Origin of the sequence: Halomonas sp. PAMB 3264 (assembly GCF_031954245.1) — a bacterium.
Lineage (GTDB): Bacteria > Pseudomonadota > Gammaproteobacteria > Pseudomonadales > Halomonadaceae > Vreelandella.
Genome location: NZ_CP134866.1, coordinates 265,582 through 287,148, shown reverse-complemented (window position 1 = coordinate 287,148; position 21,567 = coordinate 265,582). Strand labels below are relative to the sequence as shown.

Genomic DNA, 21,567 nt, shown 5'->3' with positions numbered 1-21,567 from the left:
GCCCCTTCGAGCGGGCGCTGCAGGAGCCGTAATGACTGCTCATGTCGACCCCCGATCGGCGGCGAAGACGCCGTTCGATCTCTACCGCGCCATCTGGCGCTGGCACTTCTACGCGGGCCTTCTGGTGCTGCCCTTTCTGATCACCCTCTCGATCACCGGGGCGCTGTATCTCTTCAAGGACGAGATCGATGCCATCGTCCACGCCGACGTCAAACGCGTCGCGGTGCAGCAAAGCGTACAAACGCCCGCCGCTCAGGTGAGCGCTGCCCTCGACGCGCATCCGGGTACGGCGCTCAAGTACACGGCTCCGGCCACGCCGGAGAGCTCGGCGGAAGTCACCGTGCGCACGACCAACGACGAGCGCCTGGCGGTGTATGTGAACCCTTACACCGGGCGCGTGCTCGGCGCACTGGACGATCGCGGAACGATCATGTGGACGGTGCGAAAGTTGCACAGCTTCAAGCTCTTCGGCGCCACGCCGCGCAAGCTGATCGAGATCACCGGCGGCTTCGCGATTTTGCTGGTGCTCACCGGCGTGTATCTGTGGTGGCCACGCACCAACGCCAGGGGCGGTGTGGTCAGCGTACGCGGCGCGCCGCAAAAGCGTGTCTTCTGGCGCGACCTGCACGCGGTGACGGGGCTGTTCGTCGGCGCCTTCATCCTGTTTCTGGCGATCACCGGCATGCCCTGGTCCGGCGTGTGGGGCGCTCAGGTGAACCAGTGGGCCAACGGCAACAACTTCGGCTACCCCGCCGGGGTTCGAACCGAGGTGCCAATGTCCAGCACGCAACTGAGCGAGCAGGCGCCGACGAGCTGGTCGCTGGAGCAGGCGCAAGTGCCCGAATCGACCGAATCGACCGAGTCGACGGGCCAGGCGGATATCGGCCTGAACGAGGCCGTGGCCACCTTCGAGCGCCTTGGGTTGCACTCGGGCTTTGCGGTCAGCCTGCCCACTACCCCGACCGGCGTCTACTCCGGCTCGGTCTACCCGGACGATGTGAGCCAGCAGCGGGTGGTGCATCTGGACCGCTACTCCGGCGAGCCGCTCGTGGACATGCGCTACGCCGATTACGGCCCGCTTGGGCGGTGGCTGGAGTTCGGCATCAACGTGCACATGGGTCAGCAGTTCGGGCGAGCGAATCAGCTGCTCTTTCTGGCGGTGTGCGTGGCGATCATCCTGCTGTGCGTCAGCGCCGGCGTCATGTGGTGGAAGCGTCGCCCGAAAGGCGGGCTGGGCGTGCCGCCGCTGCCGCGGGACAAGCGCGCGTTTCGCGGCATTCTGGCGATTCTCGTCGGCGGCGGGGTGCTCTTTCCGCTGACCGGCGCGGCGATTCTCGTCATGCTGCTCATCGATGGGTTTGTGGTGCGTCCTTTGCAGCAGCGCCGCCTCGCCGCACGCGGCGCTTGATCCTTTTCCCCGGCCCTTTTCCCGGGGGCCGGGGCACGTCTTCTCGCTCTTGCATCGCTTGACAGGCAGCGCCGCTGGCAGGAAACTTAGCAAAGGCTATACTTCTTACCAGACGCAAAAAAACGCCCGCTTTTCGATCACCGCGAGGATCCATCATGGCCGTACAACGTCTCGTTGCCGCTATGGCGCTACTGCCGCTGAGCTCGCTGTCGCTGGCCGACGAGCCGCCGTTGAACGTGGTGGCGACCATCGGCATGATTGCCGATGTCGCCCAGAACGTGGGCGGCGAGTGCATCAGCGTCGAGGCGATGATGGGCCCAGGCGTCGACCCGCATCTCTACCAGGCCAGCGCCAACGATGTGGCCATGCTGCGCGGCGCCGAGCAAATTCTCTACTCGGGTTATGCGCTGGAGGGCCAGCTTGGCTCGGTGCTGGAGAACTTTGCCACACGCACGCCGACGCTTGCCGTTGCCCCCGCGTCGATCGAGGAGGATGCGCTGATCACGTCCCAGGGCGCCTACGGGGTCGACCCGCACCTGTGGATGGATGTCTCGCTCTGGGCGAACATCGTCCCGACCTTGAGCGACACCCTGATCGAGGCGCGCCCGGCGTGTGCCGCGACCATCGAGGCCAACGCCGAGCGCTACGAAACCAAGCTTCTCGCGCTGCACGAGTGGGTCAAGGAGAGCATCGCTTCCATTGCCGAGGAGCAGCGCGTACTGGTCACCGCCCACGACGCGTTCAGCTATTTTGGCCGCGCCTACGATATCGACGTCGAGGGCATCCAGGGCATCAGTACCGAAACCGAAACCGGCATTGCCGATATCCGCAACATGGCCAATAGTGTGGTAGAGCGCAACGTGCCGGCGGTATTCGTCGAAAGCACCATCAACCCGCGCACCATTCAGGCGGTGATCGACGCGGCGCGCCAAAAAGGTCATGAGGTCGTGGTCGGCGGCGAGCTCTACTCCGACGCCATGGGCGACGACGGCACCGTCGACGGCACCTACATGGGCATGATCTACCGCAATACCGAACACATCGTCGAGGCGCTGGGCGGCTCCCTCGCCCCCCTGCCACAAGCGCTCGAGGGCTGGGCAAGCGAATGGCAGCTCGACACCTGACGATCAAAGGCACTGTTTGATGACAACGACCGGTAACGCTGAGCCGGCACTCAGTATCAAGAACCTGACCGTGAGCTATCATAACCAGCCGGTGCTGTGGGATATCGAGCTGGATATTCCCGCCGGCGTCATGGCGGGCATCGTTGGCCCCAACGGGGCGGGCAAAAGCACGCTGATCAAGAGCCTTCTGGGGCTCGTACCGTCGCTTTCCGGCGAGGTGCGGGTGCACGGCAAGTCCTACGCCTCCCAACGCAAGCGCGTGGGTTACGTGCCGCAGCGCTCGAGCGTGGACTGGGACTTTCCCACCACGGCGCTGGACGTGGTGATGATGGGGCTTTACGGGCGCCTTGGCTGGCTCCGGCGCCCGGGCCGACGCGAGCGCAGCGAGGCCATGGAAGCGCTGGCGATGGTCGGCATGAGCGAGCTTGCCAACCGCCAGATCAGCCAGCTCTCCGGTGGTCAGCAGCAGCGGGTGTTTCTGGCCCGCGCGCTGGTGCAAAAAGCCGACGTCTACTTTCTCGACGAGCCCATGGCCGGGGTCGACGCCACCACCGAGCGGGCGATCATCGACATCCTGCGCCGCCTGCGCGATGAAGGCAAAACGGTGATCGTCGTTCATCACGACCTGCAAACGGTGAGTACGTACTTCGACTGGCTATTGCTTTTGAACGTGCGCGTGATCGCCGCCGGCCAGGCGCGCGACGTGTTCAAGATCGATCATCTGCGCAAGGCCTACGGCGGCCAGATCGCCCTGCTCGGCGACAGCGAATCGCTGATGTTCCCCGCCTCCAAAGTGACGTGATGCATGCACTGGCTTGAGCTTTTATCGGACTACACCTTTCAAAACGTGGTGATCGGCGCCTCGCTTCTGGGCTTGATCAGCGGGCCGCTGGGCTGCTTTGCGGTGCTGCGCCGTCAGAGCCTTCTGGGCGACGCCATCTCCCACGCCGCACTGCCGGGAATATGTCTGAGCTTCATCATCACCGGCAGCCGCGATCTGGGCGGCATCATTATCGGCTCGCTGGTCACCGGCACGCTGGCCGCGCTCACCATGCTGCTGCTCACACGTAAAAGCCGGCTTAAAACCGACGCCGGGCTGGGCGTCTGCCTGAGTCTCTTTTTCGCCGTGGGTATCGTGCTGCTCACCTACATTCAGGGCACCCGCAACGCCGCCCAGGGGGGGTTGGAGGCGTTTCTGTTCGGCCAGGCCGCGGCAACGCTGCGCTCGGATCTGTGGGTGATGGGCGCCATTACGCTGGCCACCCTCGCGCTGCTCGCCGCGTTCTGGAAACAGGCCAAGCTGGTTACCTTCGACCCCGAGTATGCCCGTACCCTCGGCATGCCCGCGGCGGCCATCGAGGCGGTACTCACGGCCATGGTGGCACTCGCCGTGGTGGTCGGCCTGCAAATGGTCGGGGTGATTTTGATGGCTGCGATGATCGTGGCGCCGGCCGCAGCAGCGCGGCAGTGGAGCCGCCATTTGGGCGGCATGCTGGTGATCGCCGCTGGCGTTGGCATCATTAGCGGCGTTTCGGGCGCCACCATCAGCACGCTGTCGCGCGGACTTGCCACCGGCCCGCTGATCGTACTGACCGCTACCGCCATCGTGCTGCTGTCGCTGGCGCTGGCGCCCGGCCGAGGGCTTTTGTGGGGCATCGTGAAGCACTATCGCCAGAAGCGCGAGCTGCACATCCAGCAGCTGCTCTACGCCCTTCACAAGCATCCACAAACGCCGCCGCGCCTGAGCCCCAGCGCCCGGCGCACGCTGGCAACGCTCACCCGTCAGGGCCACGTTGCCCGCTCGTCAAACAAGGCAGGCGTGGCGTTGACCGCGTCGGGCCACGCCCGCGCCCGGGAAGTGGTCGCCGCTTTCGAGGAGGCCACGCCATGATCGCAGAGCTTTTGAACAGCACGGCGCTGCCGATCATTCTGGTCGGCGCCATGGTCGGCATCGCCTCTTCCGCGGTGGGCACCTTTCTGGTGCTGCGCGGCAACAGCATGCTGTCGGACGCGATCAGCCACTCGATCGTTTTCGGCATCGTCATCGTCTGGATACTGACCAAACAGCAAAGCGGCCCGGTGCAGCTCATTGGCGCCGCACTGACAGGGCTTCTGACCGTTTTTCTCACCGAGGCGCTCGCCAGCACCAAGCGAGTGAAGCAGGACGCCGCCATTGGCCTCGTGTTCCCGGCGCTGTTCTCCATCGGCGTGTTGCTGCTCAACCTCTATGCCCAGGACGTTCACATCGACACCCACACCGTCCTGCTCGGCGAAATCGGCTTCGTCTGGCTCGACACCGTCGAGCTTTTTGGCCTCCCCATTCCTCAAGCGCTGGTGTCGATGAGCGCAATGACGCTGATCAACTACGCCTTCATCGGGCTCTTCTACAAGGAGCTGAAGCTCGCCACGTTTGATCCGGCGCTGGCCAAGACCTTCGGCTTCATGCCGACGATCCTCTTTTACGTGCTCCTGATGCTGACCAGTTCCACCGCCGTGGCGGCGTTCGACGCCGTGGGCGCGGTGCTGTTCATCGCCTTCGCGATCGTTCCGGCCTCGGCGGCGTACCTGCTCACCGACCGGCTGTGGATGATGTTTCTCATCGGCGCGCTGATCTCGATCGCCTCGAGCATTAGTGGCTACTTCCTCGCCGTGCACCTGAACGTCTCGATCGGCGGCATGATGGCGGTAATGACCGGCGCGTTCCTGATCCTCGCCTTCCTGTTCGGGCCGCGCTACGGGCTGGTCACGCGCGCCTTCAAACAGCGGCGGGCGCCGGTGGAGCCGCCTTTGGGCTTGTCCGAGTAGTGAGTTCCCCTTGAACCATGCTAGCCAAAGGTGTACAAAGTACACTATAAAGAAAGATGATTGCCATGGGTTACTGGAATGAGCCACGCAATCGAATTCATCGAAACCTCGCTATTCACGCGGCAAATTCGCGAGCTGGCCACGGACGATGAATAAAAGGAGCTTCAGAAAACGCTGATCGCCCAGCCAAGCAAGGGCGACCTGATTCAGGGGACGGGCGGGCTTCGCAAAGTGCGCATGGCTTTAGAGGGTCAAGGCAAAAGCGGTAGCGCTAGAGTCATCTATTTTCTGGCCACTTTTGACACTATTTATCTGATTCTCGCCTATCCCAAAAGCACCAAGGACAGCCTGACGGACGCCGAAAAAGCGGTGCTTAAAAAGCTGACGAAACAGTTGAAGGAGGAGCGTACAACGTGAGTATTTTCAACGAGCTCAAGAACTCCCTGGAAGAAGCCGTCGATATAAAGACGCAGAAACGCCAAGCCGACCGCGTCACGCGTTTCGAAGTAGCGGATGTCAAACAGATTCGGGCGATACTCGCTGTTTCCCAAGCCGAGTTCGCCCAAGCGATGGGCACCAGTGTCGATACCATCAAAAGCTGGGAAAATCGCCGTCGCAATCCAACAGGGCTGGCGGCCAAGGTGCTGGCCACCATTCAGGATAACCCGGCCTTCTACCGCGAACTGGCAGAGCACTAACGAACGACGCTCTTGTACATAAAATTGCGCCCACCATCTGGCGGGCGCTTTATTTGTGGACTAAACCCATTGTGGATAACTCACACCGTCAGGTGCTGTTTGATCAACTGCTGGGATAATTCGCCGATCTCACCTTTTGCCACCGGGCGGCCGCGGTCCATGATCACGAAGCGGTCGGCGTATTTTCTGGCAAAGGGCAGCTTCTGCTCGACCAGCAGTACCGTCAGGCCGTCCTCCTTGATCAGCTGGCGGATCACCTGGCCGATCTGGGCGACGATATTGGGCTGAATGCCTTCGCCGGGCTCGTCCAGAATCAAGAGCTTGGGCTCGATCACCAGGGCGCGTCCGATGGCGAGCTGCTGCTGCTGACCGCCGGAGAGATCGCCGCCGCGGCGGTGCTTCATTTCTTCGAGCACCGGGAAGAGCTCATAGATTCGCGCGGGGATCTTCTTCAGCCCGTCGCCCCGGGCGGCAAGGCCCGTGCGCAGGTTCTCCTCGACGGTCAGCATGGGAAAGATCTGCCGGCCCTGAGGCACGAAGCCAATCCCCAAGCGCGAGCGCGCCTCGATCGCCTTTTGGGTCAGCTCGACCTCGCCGCCTTCCGCCTGAAATTTGAGCGCGCCGCTTTTGACCGCGACCTCGCCCATGATCGCTTTCATCAGCGTGGTCTTGCCCACGCCGTTTCTGCCCATCACGCAGGTGCACTGCCCCTTCGGCACGTCGAGATCCAGATCCCATAGCGTGTGGCTTTCGCCGTAGAACTGGTTAAGCTTTTCGATCGCGAGCATCAGGCGGCCTCCTCGTCGTCCGCACCCAGGTACACCTCGACCACGCTCGGGTCGCTTGCGACCTGATCCATGCTGCCCTCGGCCAGTATGCTGCCCTGGTGGAGCACCGTCACCTTGCGGGCGATGGAGCGCACAAAGCCCATGTCGTGCTCGACCACCACTACCGACTGCTTGCCGGCGAGACGCGTCAGAAGCTCGGCGGTGCGCTCCATCTCCTGCTCGGTCATGCCGGCCACCGGCTCATCGACCAGCAACAGTCGCGGGCGCTGCATCAAAAGCATACCGATCTCGAGCCACTGCTTTTGGCCGTGAGAGAGAATGCCCGCCGGCTGGAATCGAAGAGCAGCCAACCCGACGGTCCCGAGCACCTCGTCGATGCGATCGCGCGCCTCACCGGTCATGCGTGCGGTGAGCGTTGGGAAGATGCGCTTGTCCGCGGCCATGGCGAGCTCCAGATTCTCGAACACGCTGAGCGCCTCGAACACCGTGGGCTTCTGGAACTTGCGTCCTATTCCCAAACTTGCGATCTCGGGTTCGTTCATTTTCAAGAGATTATGCCGGCTACCGAACCAAACGCTGCCCTCATTGGGCCGGGTCTTGCCGGTGATGATATCCATCATGGTGGTCTTGCCCGCGCCGTTGGGGCCGATGATGCAGCGCAGTTCGCCGTCATCGATGGTCAGGTTCAGCTTGTTGATTGCCTTGAAGCCGTCGAAGCTGACGGTGACGTCCTCCATGTAAAGGATCGGGCCGTGGCGCACGTCCACGGTGGATGCCTGAGGGGTCATGAAATCGAAGACCCGGTCGCGCTCTTTGAGCGACTCGAAAAAACTCATGCACTCGCCTCCGGTGAGTAGGTGGCATCGCGTTGGCGACGGTGGGACAAGAGCCCGGCCACGCCCTTGGGCAAAAGCACCGTGACCAGCACGAAGAGCCCGCCAAGAGCAAACAGCCAGGCATCCGGCATCACGCCGGTGAACACGGTCTTGGCGTAGTTGACCAGAATCGCGCCGATCACCGCGCCATACAGCGTGGCCCGCCCGCCCAGCGCCACCCACAGCACGATCTCGATGGAAAACAGCGGCGAGAACTCGCTGGGGTTGATGATGCCGACCTGCGGCACGTAAAGCGCCCCGGCCACACCCGCGAGCATGGCAGACACCACGAACACGAAGAGCTGAAAGCGCTCGACCCGGTAGCCGATGAAGCGCGTACGCGCCTCGGCATCGCGGGTGGCCACGCAGACTCGGCCAAGCTTGCTGGTCACGATGGCCCGGCAGAGAAGATAGCCCAGCGCCAGTGCTACCCCGGACGCCAAAAATAGGCCAAGGCGCGTGTCACTGCTTCGCAGGTTGAAACCCAGAATCTCGCGAAAATCCGTCAGGCCGTTGTTGCCGCCAAACCCCATCTCGTTGCGAAAGAACGCCAGCATCAGCGCAAAGGTGAGCGCCTGAGTGATGATCGAGAGATACACCCCGGTCACCCGCGAGCGAAACGCCAGAAAGCCGAAGATCAGCGCTAAAAGCCCCGGGGCGAGCAGCACCATGGCAAACGCAAACCAGGCCATGTCGAAGCCGAGCCAGTACCAGGGCAGGCTATCCCAGTTGAGAAATACCATGAAGTCCGGCAGTACCGGGTCGCCGTAGGTGCCGCGATCGCCGATCTGGCGCATCAGGTACATGCCCATGGCGTAGCCGCCGATGGCGAAAAAGGCGCCGTGGCCCAGGCTCAGAATGCCCAGATACCCCCACACCAGGTCCACCGCCACGGCCAGCAGCGCATAGCTCAAGTACTTGCCGAACAGGTTCACCGTGTAGGCGTTCACGTGCAGCGCGTGGCCTTGCGGCACGGCCACGTGCAGCACGGTGACGATGACGAGCGCGGCCAGCAGCACGCCGAGAAAGATTTGCGTCGCGCGCTCGGTGAAGGGGCGGGCGAGCCAGAAGCGGCTCGAGGTTGCCTGAAAGCTCATCGGTTAACCCTCCGCCGCGCGGCCCTTCTGCGGGAAGAGTCCCCGCGGGCGCTTTTGAATGAACAAAATGATGAATACCAGCACGATGATCTTGGCCAGCACCGCGCCCGCCCAGGGCTCGAGGACTTGGTTGATTACGCCAAGCGACAGCCCCGCGACCAGCGTGCCCCAGAGATTGCCCACCCCGCCGAATACCACCACCATGAACGAATCGATGATGTAGTTCTGGCCAAGGTTTGGCCCCACGTTGGTGAGCTGGGAAAGCGCAACGCCGGCAAGCCCGGCCACGCCGGAGCCGAGTGCGAAGGTCAGGATATCCACCCGGGTGGCGCGAATTCCCATCGAGCGCGCCATGGCGCGGTTTTGCGTCACGGCGCGCACCTCGAGCCCCAGGCGCGTGCGGCGCATGATCAGCATCAGCCCGACAAAAACCAGCAGCGCAAAGCCAAGTACGAACATGCGATTGAGCGTTAGCGACAGGGCGTCATTGATGACGAGCGACCCGCTCATCCACTCCGGGGTGATCACCGTGCGGTTGAGCGGCGAAATTACCGTGCGTACCAGTTGCTGCAGGATCAGGCTGATGCCGAAAGTGGCCAAGAGCGTCTCCAGCGGGCGGCCTTTCAAAAACTGAATGACGCTACGCTCGATGGCGATACCGGCCAGTGCGGCCACCAGAAAGCCGGCGGGTATCGAGAGCATCAGCGCAAGGCCGGGCTGGCCGGGCAGAAGCTGCTGCATCATCCACGTGGTGTAGGCGCCCAGCATCATCAGCTCGCCGTGGGCCATGTTGATCACGCCCATCACCCCGAACGTGATGGCAAGCCCTATCGCGGAGAGCACCAGCACCGAGCCAAGGCTCAGGCCGAAGTAGAGCGTCTCGACGCCGCGGTTGATCTTCAAGTTCTGCTCGACGCTTGCAAGGGCTGAGCGGGCGGCGTCCGCCACCGCCGGGTTCTCGGCATTGGTGGCGCGATTAAGCGCGACCCGAGCGCGCGGATGCAGGCTTCCGGCCAGCGCCTCGACCCCTGCCATCTCCCCGTTTTCGGTTTGGTAAATCGCCACCGCCTGGGCCAGGCGCCGGCGCACGTAGTCGTCCTCGGCCTCCTCGATCAGTGGGGTCAGCGTCTCGAAAAGCTCATCGTCCACCTCGCCCAGCAGGCGGTCGGCGGAGGTGCGTCGGCGCTCGACGTTGGGCGAGTAGAGATCCACCACGGCAATCGCGCTTCTAAGCTGATTGCGCAGCGCGTTGTTGATCCCGATACGGTCGAGCTCGCGGCGCGACATCTCACCCAGCGGCTCACCGCTCAGCGCGTCTTCGACGGGCCAACTGCGCCCGGTATTGTTCAGCACGATGACGAAGCGGCCGTCATCGGTGCGCTGCAGGCGGCCGTCGAGCAGCGCCTGCAGCCAGCCGCGGGCGCGCTCGTCGTCGCCTTGCAGGATGCTTGATATCGCCTCGCCCTTGTCGCGGTAGGAATCCACGTCGAGAGTTTCGAGCAGCGAATAGCCGGGGTCACGGTCTTGCGCGTCGGTTTGTGCTGCGGCACTTGGCAGAAAACCGGCCAGCAGGCACACGAACGCCCAGAAAAGGAAGCGCCTCATGGGTTGTTCCTTTGAGTGTCAGTGGGAGGTGGCGTGCCCCGGGCCGCGACGGCGGCCCGGGTGAAGGGAGCGTTACTCGGCCAGCGCCGCTTCGGCTTCTTCCGCTGCGGTGCTGCCACCACAGGTGCCGTTGACGACGTTGAAGTTGCCGCACGCCAGTGGCTTGCGCCAGTCAGCGATCAGATCGCGCGATCCCGGCAGATAGTCGGACCAGGCGTCGCCGGCCACGGTAGAAGGTGTTTGCCAGACGATGTCGAACTGGCCGTTGTCCTGAATTTCACCGATCAGCACCGGCTTGGTGATGTGGTGGTTGGGCATCATCGCCGCATAGCCGCCGGAGAGATTCGGCACGCTCACGCCGATGATGGCGTCCTTGATCGCGTCGACATCCGTGGTGCCGGCCTTGCGCACCGCTTCGGCCCACATGTTAAAGCCAATGTAGTGCGCTTCCATCGGGTCGTTGGTCACCGACATCTCATCGCCGGTGTGAGCGATCCAGGCGTCGATGAAGTCGTAGTTCTCGTCGGTATCCACGCTCATGAAGTAGTTCCAAGCGGCCAGGTGGCCGACCAGCGGACCGGTGTCGATACCGGAAAGCTCCTGCTCGCCCACCGAGAAGGCGATGACCGGAATGTCGGCAGCGTCGATGCCTTGGTTGGCGAGCTCGCGGTAGAACGGCACGTTGGCGTCGCCGTTGATGGTGGAGACGACCGCGGTGGGCTTGCCCTCTTCACCGAAGCGGCGAATTTCGGAGACGATGTTCTGCCAGTCCGAATGGCCGAAGGGCGTGTAGTTGACCATGATGTCTTCTTCCGCCACGCCGTGCTCGTCCTGAAGGTAGGCCTCGAGGATGCGGTTGGTGGTACGCGGATAGACGTAGTCGGTGCCCACCAACGCGAAGCGCTCGATGCCGACTTCGTTGATCAGGTAGTCGACGGCGGGAATCGCCTGCTGATTGGGCGCGGCCCCGGTGTAGAAGACGTTCTCGGACGACTCTTCACCCTCGTACTGCACCGGGTAGAACAGCAGGCCGTTGAGCTCCTCGACCACCGGCAGCACGGCTTTACGGGAAACCGAGGTCCAGTTGCCGAAGATGACATCCACCTCTTCCTGGGCCAGCAGCTCGCGGGCGCGCTCGGCAAACAGCGGCCAGTTGGAAGCGGGGTCGACCACCACGGCTTCCAACTGACGGCCCAGCAGCCCTCCCGCCTCGTTCTGCTGCTCGATGAGCATTTCGACGGTGTCCTTCAGCGTCGACTCGCTGATCGCCATGGTGCCGGAGAGCGAGTGCAGGATACCGACCTTGATCGGGTCGTCGCTCTCCTGGGCAACGGCCTGAGCGCCGGCGCCCATGACGGCGGCGGCGAGAAGCGAGGTGACGAAACGGCGGGCGAGCGAATTGTGCGTTGGATGGACCACGTGAATCTCCTTGCACCCCTTGCGCGGGGATTGTTATTGAGCCCCATCGAGCGCAGCCGCCCGATGACCACTAGCTCAATGTCTTTGCAAGGAGTGCGCCACCTCGGAGCATTAACCACTTATGCATTTTTAATCATAAACTTAAACACGCGATTTAAAATTGCGCGCACCCCTTACGCACTAAAAGAGCGCGGCGTTTTCGCAGCGGCGGGCAAACAGGCTGCACCACTATGATCACGCGCACCATTAGCGTGCGCTCGCGCTCAACACACGGCCCCCACAAAAAAGCGGGGCGCCGACTGGTGTCGACGCCCCGCTTTCAGAGCCTTGCGAGCAGCTGGATCAATCGCTCTCCGGCGTGCCCTTTTCAATGGGCTTATGCATACGCCGGCGCAGCAGCGGGCCCAGCAGATACGGCAGGATCAGCCCCACCCCGGCGAAGGCCCACAGACCGATCGCCAGGCCGCTGTCCCACAGGATCATCCAGTCGCCGTCGGAAATTTCCATGGCGTGGCGCAGATTCTTCTCCATTTCCGGGCCCAGCAGCAGTCCCAGAATGACCGGCACCAGCGGTATTTCCAGCTTGCGCAGGATATAGCCGCCCACGCCGAAGGCCACCATGAAGTAAAGGTCAAACGTCGTGTTGCTGATCGAGTAGATCCCCACGAACGCGACCATCGTCACCACCGGGAGCAGGTACATCGGCGGAATCGACAAAAGCTTCACGAAGATGCCCACCAGCGGAATGTTGAGCACCAAAAGCAGGAAGTTACCGATCAGCAGCGCCGCGATCACGCCCCAAACGATATCGGCGTTCTGGGTGAACATCAGCGGGCCGGGGGTGATGTTCAGCGAAATCAAAAGCGCCAGCAGCACCGCAGTCGTGCCGCTACCGGGCACACCGAGGGTCAGCATGGGCACCAGTGCGCCGCTCGAGGCGCCGTTGTTGCCTGCCTCCGGGGCGGCCACGCCGCGCGGGTCGCCTTCGCCGAAGCGGCCTTTCTTGCCAACCGCTTTCTTTTCCAGCGTGTAGCTGATGAAACTTCCAAGCGACGCCCCGGCACCCGGCAGCACGCCGGCGACGAAGCCCAGCACCCCGCCGCGAAAGCTCGAGGGCAGAATCTCGCGGATCTCCCGCCAGCTTAGCGCGAGCTTGTTGACCTTCATGTTCTCCTTGCCACCGCCGGCGCGCTCCTCGATGAAGAACAAAAGCTCGGAAATGGCGAACAGGCCGACGATGGCGATGATGAAGTCGACGCCCTCGAACAGCTCGAGCACACCGAAGGTATAGCGCTGCACCCCGGTGTTATCGATCCCGACAGTCGCGATCATCAGCCCCAGGCACGCCGCCACCACCGTCTTGATCGGGTTCTTGCCGGTGATGCCGCCCAGCGTTGCGAACGCCAGCATGAACAGCGCAAAGTACTCCGCCGGCCCGAAGGTCAGCGCGAAGTTGGCCAAAAGCGGCGCCAGCAGAATCAAGCCCACGGTCGCCACCAGGCTGCCGATGAAGGAAGCGATGGCAGAGATCGCCAGCGCCTCGGCGGCCTTGCCCTTCTGGGCCATGGGATAGCCGTCCAGGCAGGTCATCATGGCCGGCTCGTCGCCGGGAATGTTGAGCAGGATCGACGAGATACGCCCGCCGTACATCGCCCCGGCGTAAACCGAGGTCAGCATGATCAGCGCGGTTTCCGGCGCCAACCCAAGACTGAAGGCCAGCGGAATCAGAATGGCGACGCCGTTGGCCGGGCCCAGCCCCGGAAGCGCGCCGATCAGGGTGCCCAGAAAAGCGCCCAACAGGGCGAACATCAGGTTGTGGGGCTGTAGCGCCACCCCGAACCCGTCCATCAAAAAGCCAAGGGTTTCCATCAGTTCACCTCCAGAAAGGAGAGCAGCCCCAGCGGCAGGGCGAGATCCAGCCCGTAGCTGAACAGGAAGTAGACGATCACCCCGGCCACAGCCCCGGTCACGTAAGCTTTCACGGACGGTGCGCCCATGCGCCAGCAAAGCGTGCCCACGGCAAGCGTCGTGCTGATGATGAAGCCCAGCGGCTGCAAGAGCATCGCGTAGAGAATCAGCACCACCACGGCGACGATCAGCTCGACGCCGGTGCGACTCCAGGGCCAGGCGTTATCCGGGTCGGGGCGCACGATCAGGTAGAGACTGGAGATCGCCAATACCACGGCCAAAAGCTTGGGGAACGTGTCCGGCCCCACCGCCTCGCCGCCACCAAACGGTACGGGAAACTGCGAGGCGGCCCAGCCGTACGCGACGGCCAGGACGATAAGCAGGACCCCGAAGATGCGGTCGTTGAAGGTCATTACTGAATCAGCCCGATGTCCTGGGAAATTTGTTCGATTTCATCGATCTGATTGAGCACGAACTCCTCGAACTCGCCGGCGGTCATGTGAAACGGCATCAGGCCGTTTTGCGACATGACGCTTTGCCACTCTTCGCTCTCGTAGATCGTATCCATGGCGTCGGTCCAGTAGGCCAGGGCGTCGTCGGAGATATCGGCAGGCATGTAGAAGCCGCGCCAGTTGGGGCCGAGCGCATCGATGCCCTGCTCACGCGCGGTGGGGATGTCGGCGAACTCGCCGGGCAGGCGCTCTTCGGAAAGCACCGCCAGCACGCGCAGATCGCCGGACTCCATGAAGCCCTGGGCTTCGGTGATGTCGCCGGTGAAGGCATCCACGTGGCCACCGATCACCTGGGTCAGCGCTTCGCCGCCGTTGTTGTAGGACAAATAAGCGACGCGCGGTAGATTCTCGACCTCGGCGGCCTGAGCGGCGATCAGCACCTTGAGATGATCCCAGCCGCCCCGGGCGCTACCGCCGGCGAATTTAACGCTGCGCGGGTCCTCTTTCAGCGCGTCCATCAGGTCGTTGAGATTTTGGTATTCAGAGTCTGCCGATACCGCAATGATGCCGTAATCGGCGCCCAACGCGCCGACCCAGTTGACCATGTCCGCGGAAAGCCCCGGAAACTGCCCCTGGGCCAGGCGCGTGGTGGTCGCGGTAGAGGCGGCGACCAGCAGCTGGTCATCGCCAGCGCGCTTGCTCACGACGTGGGCAAACGCCACGCCGCCGCCGGCGCCAGCCATGTTGATGGTCTGCACGTTGGCCGGCACCAGGTCGAGCTCCTGCATCACGTTACCGACGCTTCGGCAGGTGAAGTCCCAGCCGCCGCCCGGGTCGGACGGCGCGATGCACTCGACCTTACCCGTGGGATCGAAGGCGACGGCGGTGGTGGCGACGGAAGCGGCGGCCAGCGGCAGAGCCAGCAGCGTGACGTACTTGAATGAGGACGTGAGGGTCATGGCGCTCTCCTGAAGGTGATCTATTGTTGTGGTGCTTATTAAGTCGTGCGCAGCACTTATTGTGATGATGCACCGCGCTGATCATGCAACGCGTAACGGCGAGACGTTAGAAGAGGATAGGACCTGGCAACAAGCTTCTGAACATAATGCACAAAAAGAGCATTGTGGGCATTTTGTTCATTGTGTTCACGAGCGCCGGCCCAGGCGTTGAAGGCGGGAACGGCGGCAACCATTACAGCGTTTCGAGATACTCGGTGCTGGTGCGCTGTAAGCGGTAGCGGCGTTCGGGCCTGCCTACATCACCATAGCCCAATTCCGCCTCGACCACGTGCACCGACACCAGATACTCCAGATAGCGCCGCGCGGTGGAGCGGCTGGCCCCCATGGCCCTGGCGACCTGAGCGGCGGCCAGCGGCTGGTCGGCGTGCTGCAGCGCCTCGACGATCGCGCGAAGCGTCAGGCGGTCGATTCCCTTGGGCAGGCTGCGCCCGGCGACCGGCGGGGCGGGCGGCTGCACGCGCGCCAGCATGCGATCGAGTTCGGCCTGGCTCATCTGCTGGCGACAGGCGAGCTGGGCCCGCTCGCGCTGAAAGCGCGCCAGCATCTGCTGCATGCGCTCGGCCTCGACGGGCTTGATGAGGTAGTCGAAAACGCCGCCGCGCAGCGCCTCGCTGATGGTCTCTACCTCGCGGGCGGCGGTGACCATGACGATCTCCACGTGGACATGATCGCGGCGCAGCGCCCAAAGGAGCTCGAGCCCCTGAACGTCCGGAAGGTAAGCATCCAGCAGCACCAGGTCGACGCTGTCGCCGCGGCGCGCCATCTGCTCACGGGCTTCAATGCCGCTTCGCGCCTGACCAACCACCTTGAACCCGTCGTTTTGTTCGATGAATGCGCGGTGAATATCGGCGATACGAAAATCGTCCTCCACCACCAGGATACCGTACTCGTGTGCCGCCATAGCGCTTCCAGGGTCGATGTCGTTATGGATGTTGTCTTTATTAATATTGTCTTTATTAATATTGTCGTTATGGCACTGACGTGATGCGTCGCGCTGGCTTAGCAGTCTACCACGGGCGGCTCGGGCCCGGCCTGCACGCACAGCGAACGGTTCAGTACGGCGATGAAGCAGGCTCCGCCCAGCTCGCTCTCCTCGAGTGTGACGCTTTCCCCGTACTGCCGGCAAAGCCGCGCGACCAGGGCCAGGCCCAACCCCTGGTGCTGGCCGGTCTTGGTCGAAAAGCCCTCGCTGAAAATCGACTCGACGTGCTCGGCGGACACGCCCGGACCGTTGTCGTCCACCTCGATGACGAGCTGCTCGCCCAGATCGGTAAAGAACAGCCGCACCGTCGGTGAATCCGCGCGGGGGCCGTGAAGCGCGGCAAAGAAAGCGTTGTCGAGCAAATTCCCCACCACGGTCATCATCGCCTCCTGGCCGCTCGGGGTCAGCGGCTGAGAGAGCGAGCTCTGCTCGTCGATCTCGAGCGCCACGCCAAGCTCACGGGCCCGGGTCAGCTTGCCTAAAAGCGTGCCGCTTAGCACCGTGTCGCCCACGTGGCTCATCAAAAAGCTCATCTGTTTTTGCGCGCGCTCGCTCTCCTGGTGGATCAGCTTGAGCGCCTCCTGAATGCGCCCGAGCTGCAAAAGCCCGGAAATGGTGTAGAGCTTGTTGGAGAATTCGTGGGCCTGAGCGCGCAGCATGTCGACATCGCGACTCGCCTGGGTCAGCGCCTCGGATAGATCGACGATTTCGCGCCGGCTTCGAAAGGTCGCCACCGCCCCTTCGACCTCGCCCTCGTCGATGATCGGCACGCGGTTGACCACCACCGGATGATCACCCAGCCACATCTGCTGGTCGAACTCCTGCTCGCCACGCTTGAGCACCTCTAAAAGCCTCGAGTTGGGCACCACCTCGCGAATCGGCTGGCCCAGCAGCGCCTGGTCATCGGGCAGCTCCATTAGCCGGCGCGCCTGCTGGTTCACCAGTGTAATGTTTCCTTCCCGGTTCACCGCCAGAATGCCTTCGTGGATGGACTGCAAAATGGCCTCTTTCTCAAGCGCGAGCCGGGCGATCTCGTAGGGCTCGAGCCCGAGGATCACCTTTTTCAAGTGCTGGGAGAGCACGTACGCCCCGGCGAAACCGAGCAGAATCATCAGGCCCACCAGCATCCAGCCAAGGCTTGTGTAGCGCGCCGCATCCATCTCCACCCGGTCGACCAGAAAGCCCACCGAGACCAGCCCAATGATGTTGCCCGCCTCGTCTCGAATCGGCGCCTTGCCGCGCATCGCCGTGCCCAGCGTGCCAGTCGCCTCGGAGACGTAGGATCGCCCATCGCGAAGCGCCTGGTCGTTGTCGCCGCCGACCATGCGCTGGCCAAGGCGCTGTGGCACGGGGTGGGAGTAGCGAATCGACTGGGTATTGCCCACCACCACGTAGCGGGCGCCGGTTTCCATGCGCACCCGCTCGGCCAGGGGCTGGATGATGCGCGCCGGGTCGTCGGTGTCAAAGGCGGCGACGATGCTCGGCATGCTCGCCACGGTGTTCGCCACCGCCAGCGCCCGCTCGCCCATCTGGGCGGTGACGATGTCGGCCTTGCGGTGATTCAGATACGTGCCCTGGGCCAGCAGCATACCGGCCAGCAACAGTCCCACCAGCAGCATGACCTGCAGGCGAAAGCTGCGTTTGTACCAGCGGCGCCGTGAGCGGGGCCGCTGGCCGGGTTTCAAATCGGCAAGCGAAGGCCGTGACAACGTCATGGGGGGAACTCAGCGGGCGCAAAAGCGTCATTATGGCACGCAGGCCAAAGCCGGGGTAATCTATGGCGCTTTTGCGCGACCGGGCGTGGTTCGCTTTCGTGGATTCTGGAAAAGAAGGTAACGTGCTTACTTTATTGAGAAGCAGTGTACTGGTGAGCTGGCCGCTCTTGGCTGGTGCAGCGCTGGCCAACCCGTTCTACGCCCCGCCCCCGCCGGATGACAGTTCACCGAACTTCACCGGCGATGCCGAACTCGGCTTCACCCATCTTTCGGGCAATACCGACAGCCAGACGCTGATCGGCAAGACCCGCTTGACCTGGCTGACCGGCGACTTGACCCACTCGCTGCGCGGCGAAGTCAGAAACGTCACCAAGGATGGCGAAACCAGCGCCGAGCAGTATCTGCTGGCCGGGCGCGAACGCTTTGATTTCAACGGCCCGCACTATCTGTTCGGCTTCGCCCGCTGGGAAAAGGACCGCTTCGCCGGCTACGACCAGCAGCTCTCGGTGATCGGCGGCTACGGGCGCCAGCTGCTTGCAGGCGATAGACAGTCGCTGTCGCTCGAGGCGGGCCCGGGCTATCGCAATGACCGGCCGCGCGAGTACGACGATCAGCGCCTGGCCGTCGCCTACACTGCGCTGGCGTATCGTTTCGGGTTCGCCGAGGGCACGGATTTCGAGCAGGAGATGTCCGTCGAGTACACGTCGGAAAACACCACTTCACGCTCCTTCACCGCCCTGACCGCTCGGGTGACGCCGCGCATCTCGATGCGCTTGTCCCACGAGATCAAGCACAACTCACAGCCGCCGCCGGATACCATCGAGCGCACCGACAACACCACCAGCGCCTCGCTTCTGTACCGCTGGTAAGGCGGTACGCATCCCCCCTTACTGACCGCGGTGCGCCCAGGCCGTCATGCGCTTTTCCAGCACCGCGAACAGCTCGTACATCACCATCGCCATGGCGCTGATCACGATCAAGCCCGCAAACACCAGCCCCATGCGCATCTGCGAGCCGGCGCTCATCATCAGATAGCCAATCCCCTGATTCGACGCCACGGTTTCCGACACCACGGTCCCCACGAAGGCGAGTGTGATCGCCACCTTCAGCGAGGCGAAAAAGTAGGGCAGCGAGCGCGGCATGCCGACCTTGAGCAGCACGTCGATGCGCCGCGCACCGAGCACGCGCAGCACGTCCTCCATCTCCGGCTCCAGCGTGGCAAGGCCCGTGGCCACGTTGACCACGATGGGGAAAAAGCAGATCAAAAAGGCGGTCAGGATCGCCGGGATCGAGCCGATGCCGAACCAGACCACCAGGATGGGCACGAAGGCGACCTTGGGAATGGCGTTGAAGCCGACCAGCAGCGGGTAGCAGGCGTTATACAGAAAACGTGACGAGCCGATGATGAAGCCCAGCACCAGCCCCACCGCCACGCCGAGGCCAAAGCCGATCAGCGTGGTCCAGAAGGTTTGCCAGGAGTGACGCCCGATGGGCCCGGCGTAGTCGACGAGCGCCTGGGCGGTGTCCAGCGCGCTTGGGAAGATGAAGCCTGGTACATCGAAAAGCCGCACTGCGGCCTCCCATACCAGCACCAGCACTGCCACGGCGATCCAGGGCGCCAGCCGCTCGGTGGTTTTACCCGGTCGTTTCATAAGACACCTTTTAGCTTGCACGCACGTCGCCGATCCGGCTTCGCAATGCGTGTACCAGATCGATAAAGGGCTTTTCGTAGGTGGAGTCGATCGAGCGCGGGCGCGGCAGGTCGATCGCGCGCTGCTCGATCACCCGGCCCGGGCGGCGGCTCATGACGTAGACGGTATCGGCCAGAAACGCGGCTTCACGCAGGTCGTGAGTAACCAGCACCACGGTAAAGCGCTGCGCCTCCCACAAATCGCGCAGCACGCACCAGAGCTCTTCTCGGGTGAAGGCATCGAGCGCGCCGAAGGGCTCGTCGAGCATCAGCAGTTTCGGCCGGTGGATCAGCGCCCGGCAGATCGAGGCGCGCTGCTGCATACCGCCGGAGAGCTGCCAGGGGTATTTATCCTCGTAGCCTTTTAGCCCAACGGTTTCCAGAAGCTCGCGCGCCCAGCCGACGAACTCGTCGCGGCGGCGGCGAAACTGATGGCGGTAGGGTTTGACGATCTCCAGCGGCAGCAGGACGTTATCGAGCGTGGTGCGCCAGGGCAGCAGATTGGCGTTTTGAAACGCCATGCCGGTGATCTTGAGCGGGCCGGTCACCGGGTCACCGTCCACGCTCACGGTGCCGCTACCTGGGGCTTTGAGCCCGGTGCAGAGCTTCATGAAGGTCGATTTACCGCACCCCGATGGCCCCACGAAAGCGACGAACTCACCTTCATGAATCGACAGGTCGATCTGCTCGATGGCGTTTTCCACGCCGTCATAGGAGAGGCTGACATCGTCAAAGTGAACGAACGCCTGCCCCATTACTCGGCCTCCGAAAACAGCGCCCGGTCCTCGGCAGCGGGAAGATACCGTGAGCTAAACACCTGTTCCGGCGTCGGCACGGTGGGCAAATCGTAAATGTCGGCGACCAGCTCGATCGCCTGGCCCAGGCGCTCATCGTCGACATCCCCCACGCCGTTGGCGCGCGTGTAGGGCGTGTCGATGACGCTCTCGATGGCAAGCTCCAAACGCTTGGTCTCGACGGCGGTATCGATCAAGCCATCGCGCTCGCTGACGTACGCCACCGCGGCTTCGGGGTCGTCGATCGTCTCCGCCAGCGCCCGGTTGAAGGCGCGCAAGAAGCCTTCCACCGCCTCGGGATGCGCCTGGGCGAAGGCGTCGCTTGCGATGATGGCATTACCGTAGATCGGCACGCCGAACTCGGGGAACGCCATGATCGTCAGATCCTCTTCGCTCATGCCGCGCTCTTCCAGATTCAGCAGGCTGGTGAAGTAGAAGCCCGTAATGGCGTCGACGTCGCCGCGCATCAGCAGCGTTTCGCGAAGCGTGGGATCGACGTTTTGCCATTCCACTGCGTCCGGGGCGAGATCGTTGGCCGCGGCAAAGGCGTCCCAGGCGCGGTAGCCCGTATCGAAGGTGGGCGCGGCGATGGTTTTACCGGCCAGATCCGCCGGGGTGTCGATGCCCCGGTCCTTGCGCGCAAAGACCGCCGCGGGCGTGCCGTCGTAGAGCACGTAGACCCCGTGAACACCGGGGCCCTCCGGGTTTTCAGCCAGAAACTCGATCACCGCGTTCAAATCGCCAAAGCCCATTTCGTAGGCGCCGGAGGCCACCCGATTGACCGCCCCGGCCGAGCCGCTGCCGGAATCGATCTGTACGTCCAGGCCCTCTTCGGCGAAATAGCCCTTCTCCTCGGCCATCAAAAAAGGCGCGGCCGGGCCCTCGAAGCGCCAATCCAGCTGAAAACGAATCGGCGTGTCGGCCAACGTAACCGAGGGCACCAGCGCCAGTGCGCAGGCGTGGCCTAGCCAGAGCGCTTTTTTTACCCCGAACGAGCTATTGCGATGAGTCATCGAGAGCACCTTGTATACAAATGAAAATGGTCTGAGCGTTGCAGCAACGCTGCCAGACCTAGGTAATCTCAATGAATTCAGAAGCTTGAAGTGCGCCACGAAGGATCCACCGTGTCACGGGCGCGCCCAAACGGTGCGCGAACCTTTTTTTACGCACCAAAGAAAAACATATTCG

General features: G+C 63.1%; 20 protein-coding genes and 1 pseudogene. 8 read left to right on the top strand and 13 right to left on the bottom strand.

The genetic code is table 11. From position 1 onward, the window contains the following. The first annotated feature begins 31 nt into the window (after positions 1-31). From RN347_RS01305 to nadS, 7 genes and pseudogenes are all read left to right on the top strand, one after another. Positions 32-1,408, top strand: a complete 1,377-nt coding sequence (locus RN347_RS01305; protein ID WP_311959508.1) for a PepSY domain-containing protein — start codon at positions 32-34, stop codon at positions 1,406-1,408. Positions 1,409-1,563: 155 nt separating this feature from the next. Then, on the top strand, positions 1,564-2,532 hold the full coding sequence (locus RN347_RS01300) for a metal ABC transporter solute-binding protein, Zn/Mn family (protein ID WP_311959506.1): 969 nt from the start codon (positions 1,564-1,566) through the stop codon (positions 2,530-2,532). Between the two features lie 19 nt (positions 2,533-2,551). Next, positions 2,552-3,334: a metal ABC transporter ATP-binding protein gene (locus RN347_RS01295; protein WP_311959504.1), complete on the top strand. Its 783-nt coding sequence runs from the start codon at positions 2,552-2,554 to the stop codon at positions 3,332-3,334. Positions 3,335-3,337: 3 nt separating this feature from the next. Further along, positions 3,338-4,423 carry a metal ABC transporter permease gene (locus tag RN347_RS01290; protein WP_311959502.1) on the top strand — a complete coding sequence of 362 codons (1,086 nt, stop codon included), beginning with the start codon at positions 3,338-3,340 and terminating at the stop codon, positions 4,421-4,423. Further along, entirely contained in the window at positions 4,420-5,337 is a 918-nt protein-coding gene (locus tag RN347_RS01285) for a metal ABC transporter permease (RefSeq protein WP_311959500.1), read from the top strand. Before RN347_RS01290 ends, RN347_RS01285 begins: the two co-directional genes overlap by 4 nt. Positions 5,338-5,415: 78 nt before the next feature. Next, positions 5,416-5,754 (top strand): annotated as a pseudogene (locus RN347_RS17095) (type II toxin-antitoxin system RelE/ParE family toxin). Next, positions 5,751-6,035 carry a NadS family protein gene (gene nadS, locus RN347_RS01275; protein WP_311959496.1) on the top strand — a complete coding sequence of 95 codons (285 nt, stop codon included), beginning with the start codon at positions 5,751-5,753 and terminating at the stop codon, positions 6,033-6,035. Before RN347_RS17095 ends, nadS begins: the two are co-directional and overlap by 4 nt. Positions 6,036-6,115: 80 nt before the next feature. Here nadS and urtE read toward each other — a convergent pair whose 3' ends face one another. From urtE to RN347_RS01225, 10 genes are all read right to left on the bottom strand, one after another. Further along, entirely contained in the window at positions 6,116-6,823 is a 708-nt protein-coding gene (gene urtE, locus RN347_RS01270; RefSeq protein ID WP_311959494.1) for an urea ABC transporter ATP-binding subunit UrtE, read from the bottom strand. Beyond that, entirely contained in the window at positions 6,823-7,659 is an 837-nt protein-coding gene (gene urtD, locus RN347_RS01265; protein WP_311959492.1) for an urea ABC transporter ATP-binding protein UrtD, read from the bottom strand. The genes urtE and urtD overlap by 1 nt, the downstream gene beginning before the upstream one ends. Beyond that, on the bottom strand, positions 7,656-8,795 hold the full coding sequence (urtC, locus tag RN347_RS01260; RefSeq protein ID WP_311959490.1) for an urea ABC transporter permease subunit UrtC: 1,140 nt from the start codon (positions 8,793-8,795) through the stop codon (positions 7,656-7,658). Before urtC ends, urtD begins: the two co-directional genes overlap by 4 nt. Before the next feature lie 3 nt (positions 8,796-8,798). After that, positions 8,799-10,400, bottom strand: a complete 1,602-nt coding sequence (urtB, locus tag RN347_RS01255; protein WP_311959488.1) for an urea ABC transporter permease subunit UrtB — start codon at positions 10,398-10,400, stop codon at positions 8,799-8,801. A 72-nt stretch (positions 10,401-10,472) separates the two neighbouring features. Then, complete coding sequence (gene urtA / locus RN347_RS01250; protein WP_311960867.1) at positions 10,473-11,753, bottom strand: urea ABC transporter substrate-binding protein; 1,281 nt, start codon at positions 11,751-11,753, stop codon at positions 10,473-10,475. A gap of 408 nt (positions 11,754-12,161) precedes the next feature. Continuing rightward, positions 12,162-13,688, bottom strand: coding sequence for a tripartite tricarboxylate transporter permease (locus RN347_RS01245; protein WP_311959486.1), 1,527 nt, complete (start codon positions 13,686-13,688; stop codon positions 12,162-12,164). Beyond that, positions 13,688-14,140: a tripartite tricarboxylate transporter TctB family protein gene (locus tag RN347_RS01240; protein WP_311959484.1), complete on the bottom strand. Its 453-nt coding sequence runs from the start codon at positions 14,138-14,140 to the stop codon at positions 13,688-13,690. Before RN347_RS01240 ends, RN347_RS01245 begins: the two co-directional genes overlap by 1 nt. Next, the gene (locus tag RN347_RS01235; RefSeq protein WP_311959482.1) at positions 14,140-15,138 is read right to left on the bottom strand and encodes a tripartite tricarboxylate transporter substrate-binding protein; all 999 of its coding nucleotides are present in this window, start codon (positions 15,136-15,138) and stop codon (positions 14,140-14,142) included. Before RN347_RS01235 ends, RN347_RS01240 begins: the two co-directional genes overlap by 1 nt. 232 nt (positions 15,139-15,370) lie before the next feature. Continuing rightward, entirely contained in the window at positions 15,371-16,099 is a 729-nt protein-coding gene (locus RN347_RS01230; protein WP_263585428.1) for a response regulator, read from the bottom strand. Positions 16,100-16,197: 98 nt separating this feature from the next. Next, a complete protein-coding gene (locus RN347_RS01225; RefSeq protein WP_311959479.1) occupies positions 16,198-17,895 on the bottom strand; it encodes a sensor histidine kinase in 1,698 nt (565 codons plus the stop codon). Positions 17,896-18,017: 122 nt separating this feature from the next. Here RN347_RS01225 and RN347_RS01220 point away from each other — a divergent pair, with 122 nt between their 5' ends. Next, positions 18,018-18,764: a DUF481 domain-containing protein gene (locus tag RN347_RS01220; protein ID WP_311959477.1), complete on the top strand. Its 747-nt coding sequence runs from the start codon at positions 18,018-18,020 to the stop codon at positions 18,762-18,764. A gap of 18 nt (positions 18,765-18,782) precedes the next feature. Here the strand turns inward: RN347_RS01220 and RN347_RS01215 are convergent, their stop codons facing one another. The 3 genes from RN347_RS01215 to RN347_RS01205 are packed head-to-tail and all read right to left on the bottom strand — an operon-like array spanning position 18,783 to position 21,392. Continuing rightward, complete coding sequence (locus RN347_RS01215) at positions 18,783-19,547, bottom strand: ABC transporter permease (protein WP_263585431.1); 765 nt, start codon at positions 19,545-19,547, stop codon at positions 18,783-18,785. Positions 19,548-19,557: 10 nt separating this feature from the next. Further along, positions 19,558-20,340: an ABC transporter ATP-binding protein gene (locus tag RN347_RS01210; protein WP_263585432.1), complete on the bottom strand. Its 783-nt coding sequence runs from the start codon at positions 20,338-20,340 to the stop codon at positions 19,558-19,560. Beyond that, complete coding sequence (locus RN347_RS01205) at positions 20,340-21,392, bottom strand: ABC transporter substrate-binding protein (RefSeq protein WP_311959473.1); 1,053 nt, start codon at positions 21,390-21,392, stop codon at positions 20,340-20,342. The genes RN347_RS01210 and RN347_RS01205 overlap by 1 nt, the downstream gene beginning before the upstream one ends. Positions 21,393-21,567: the final 175 nt, after the last annotated feature.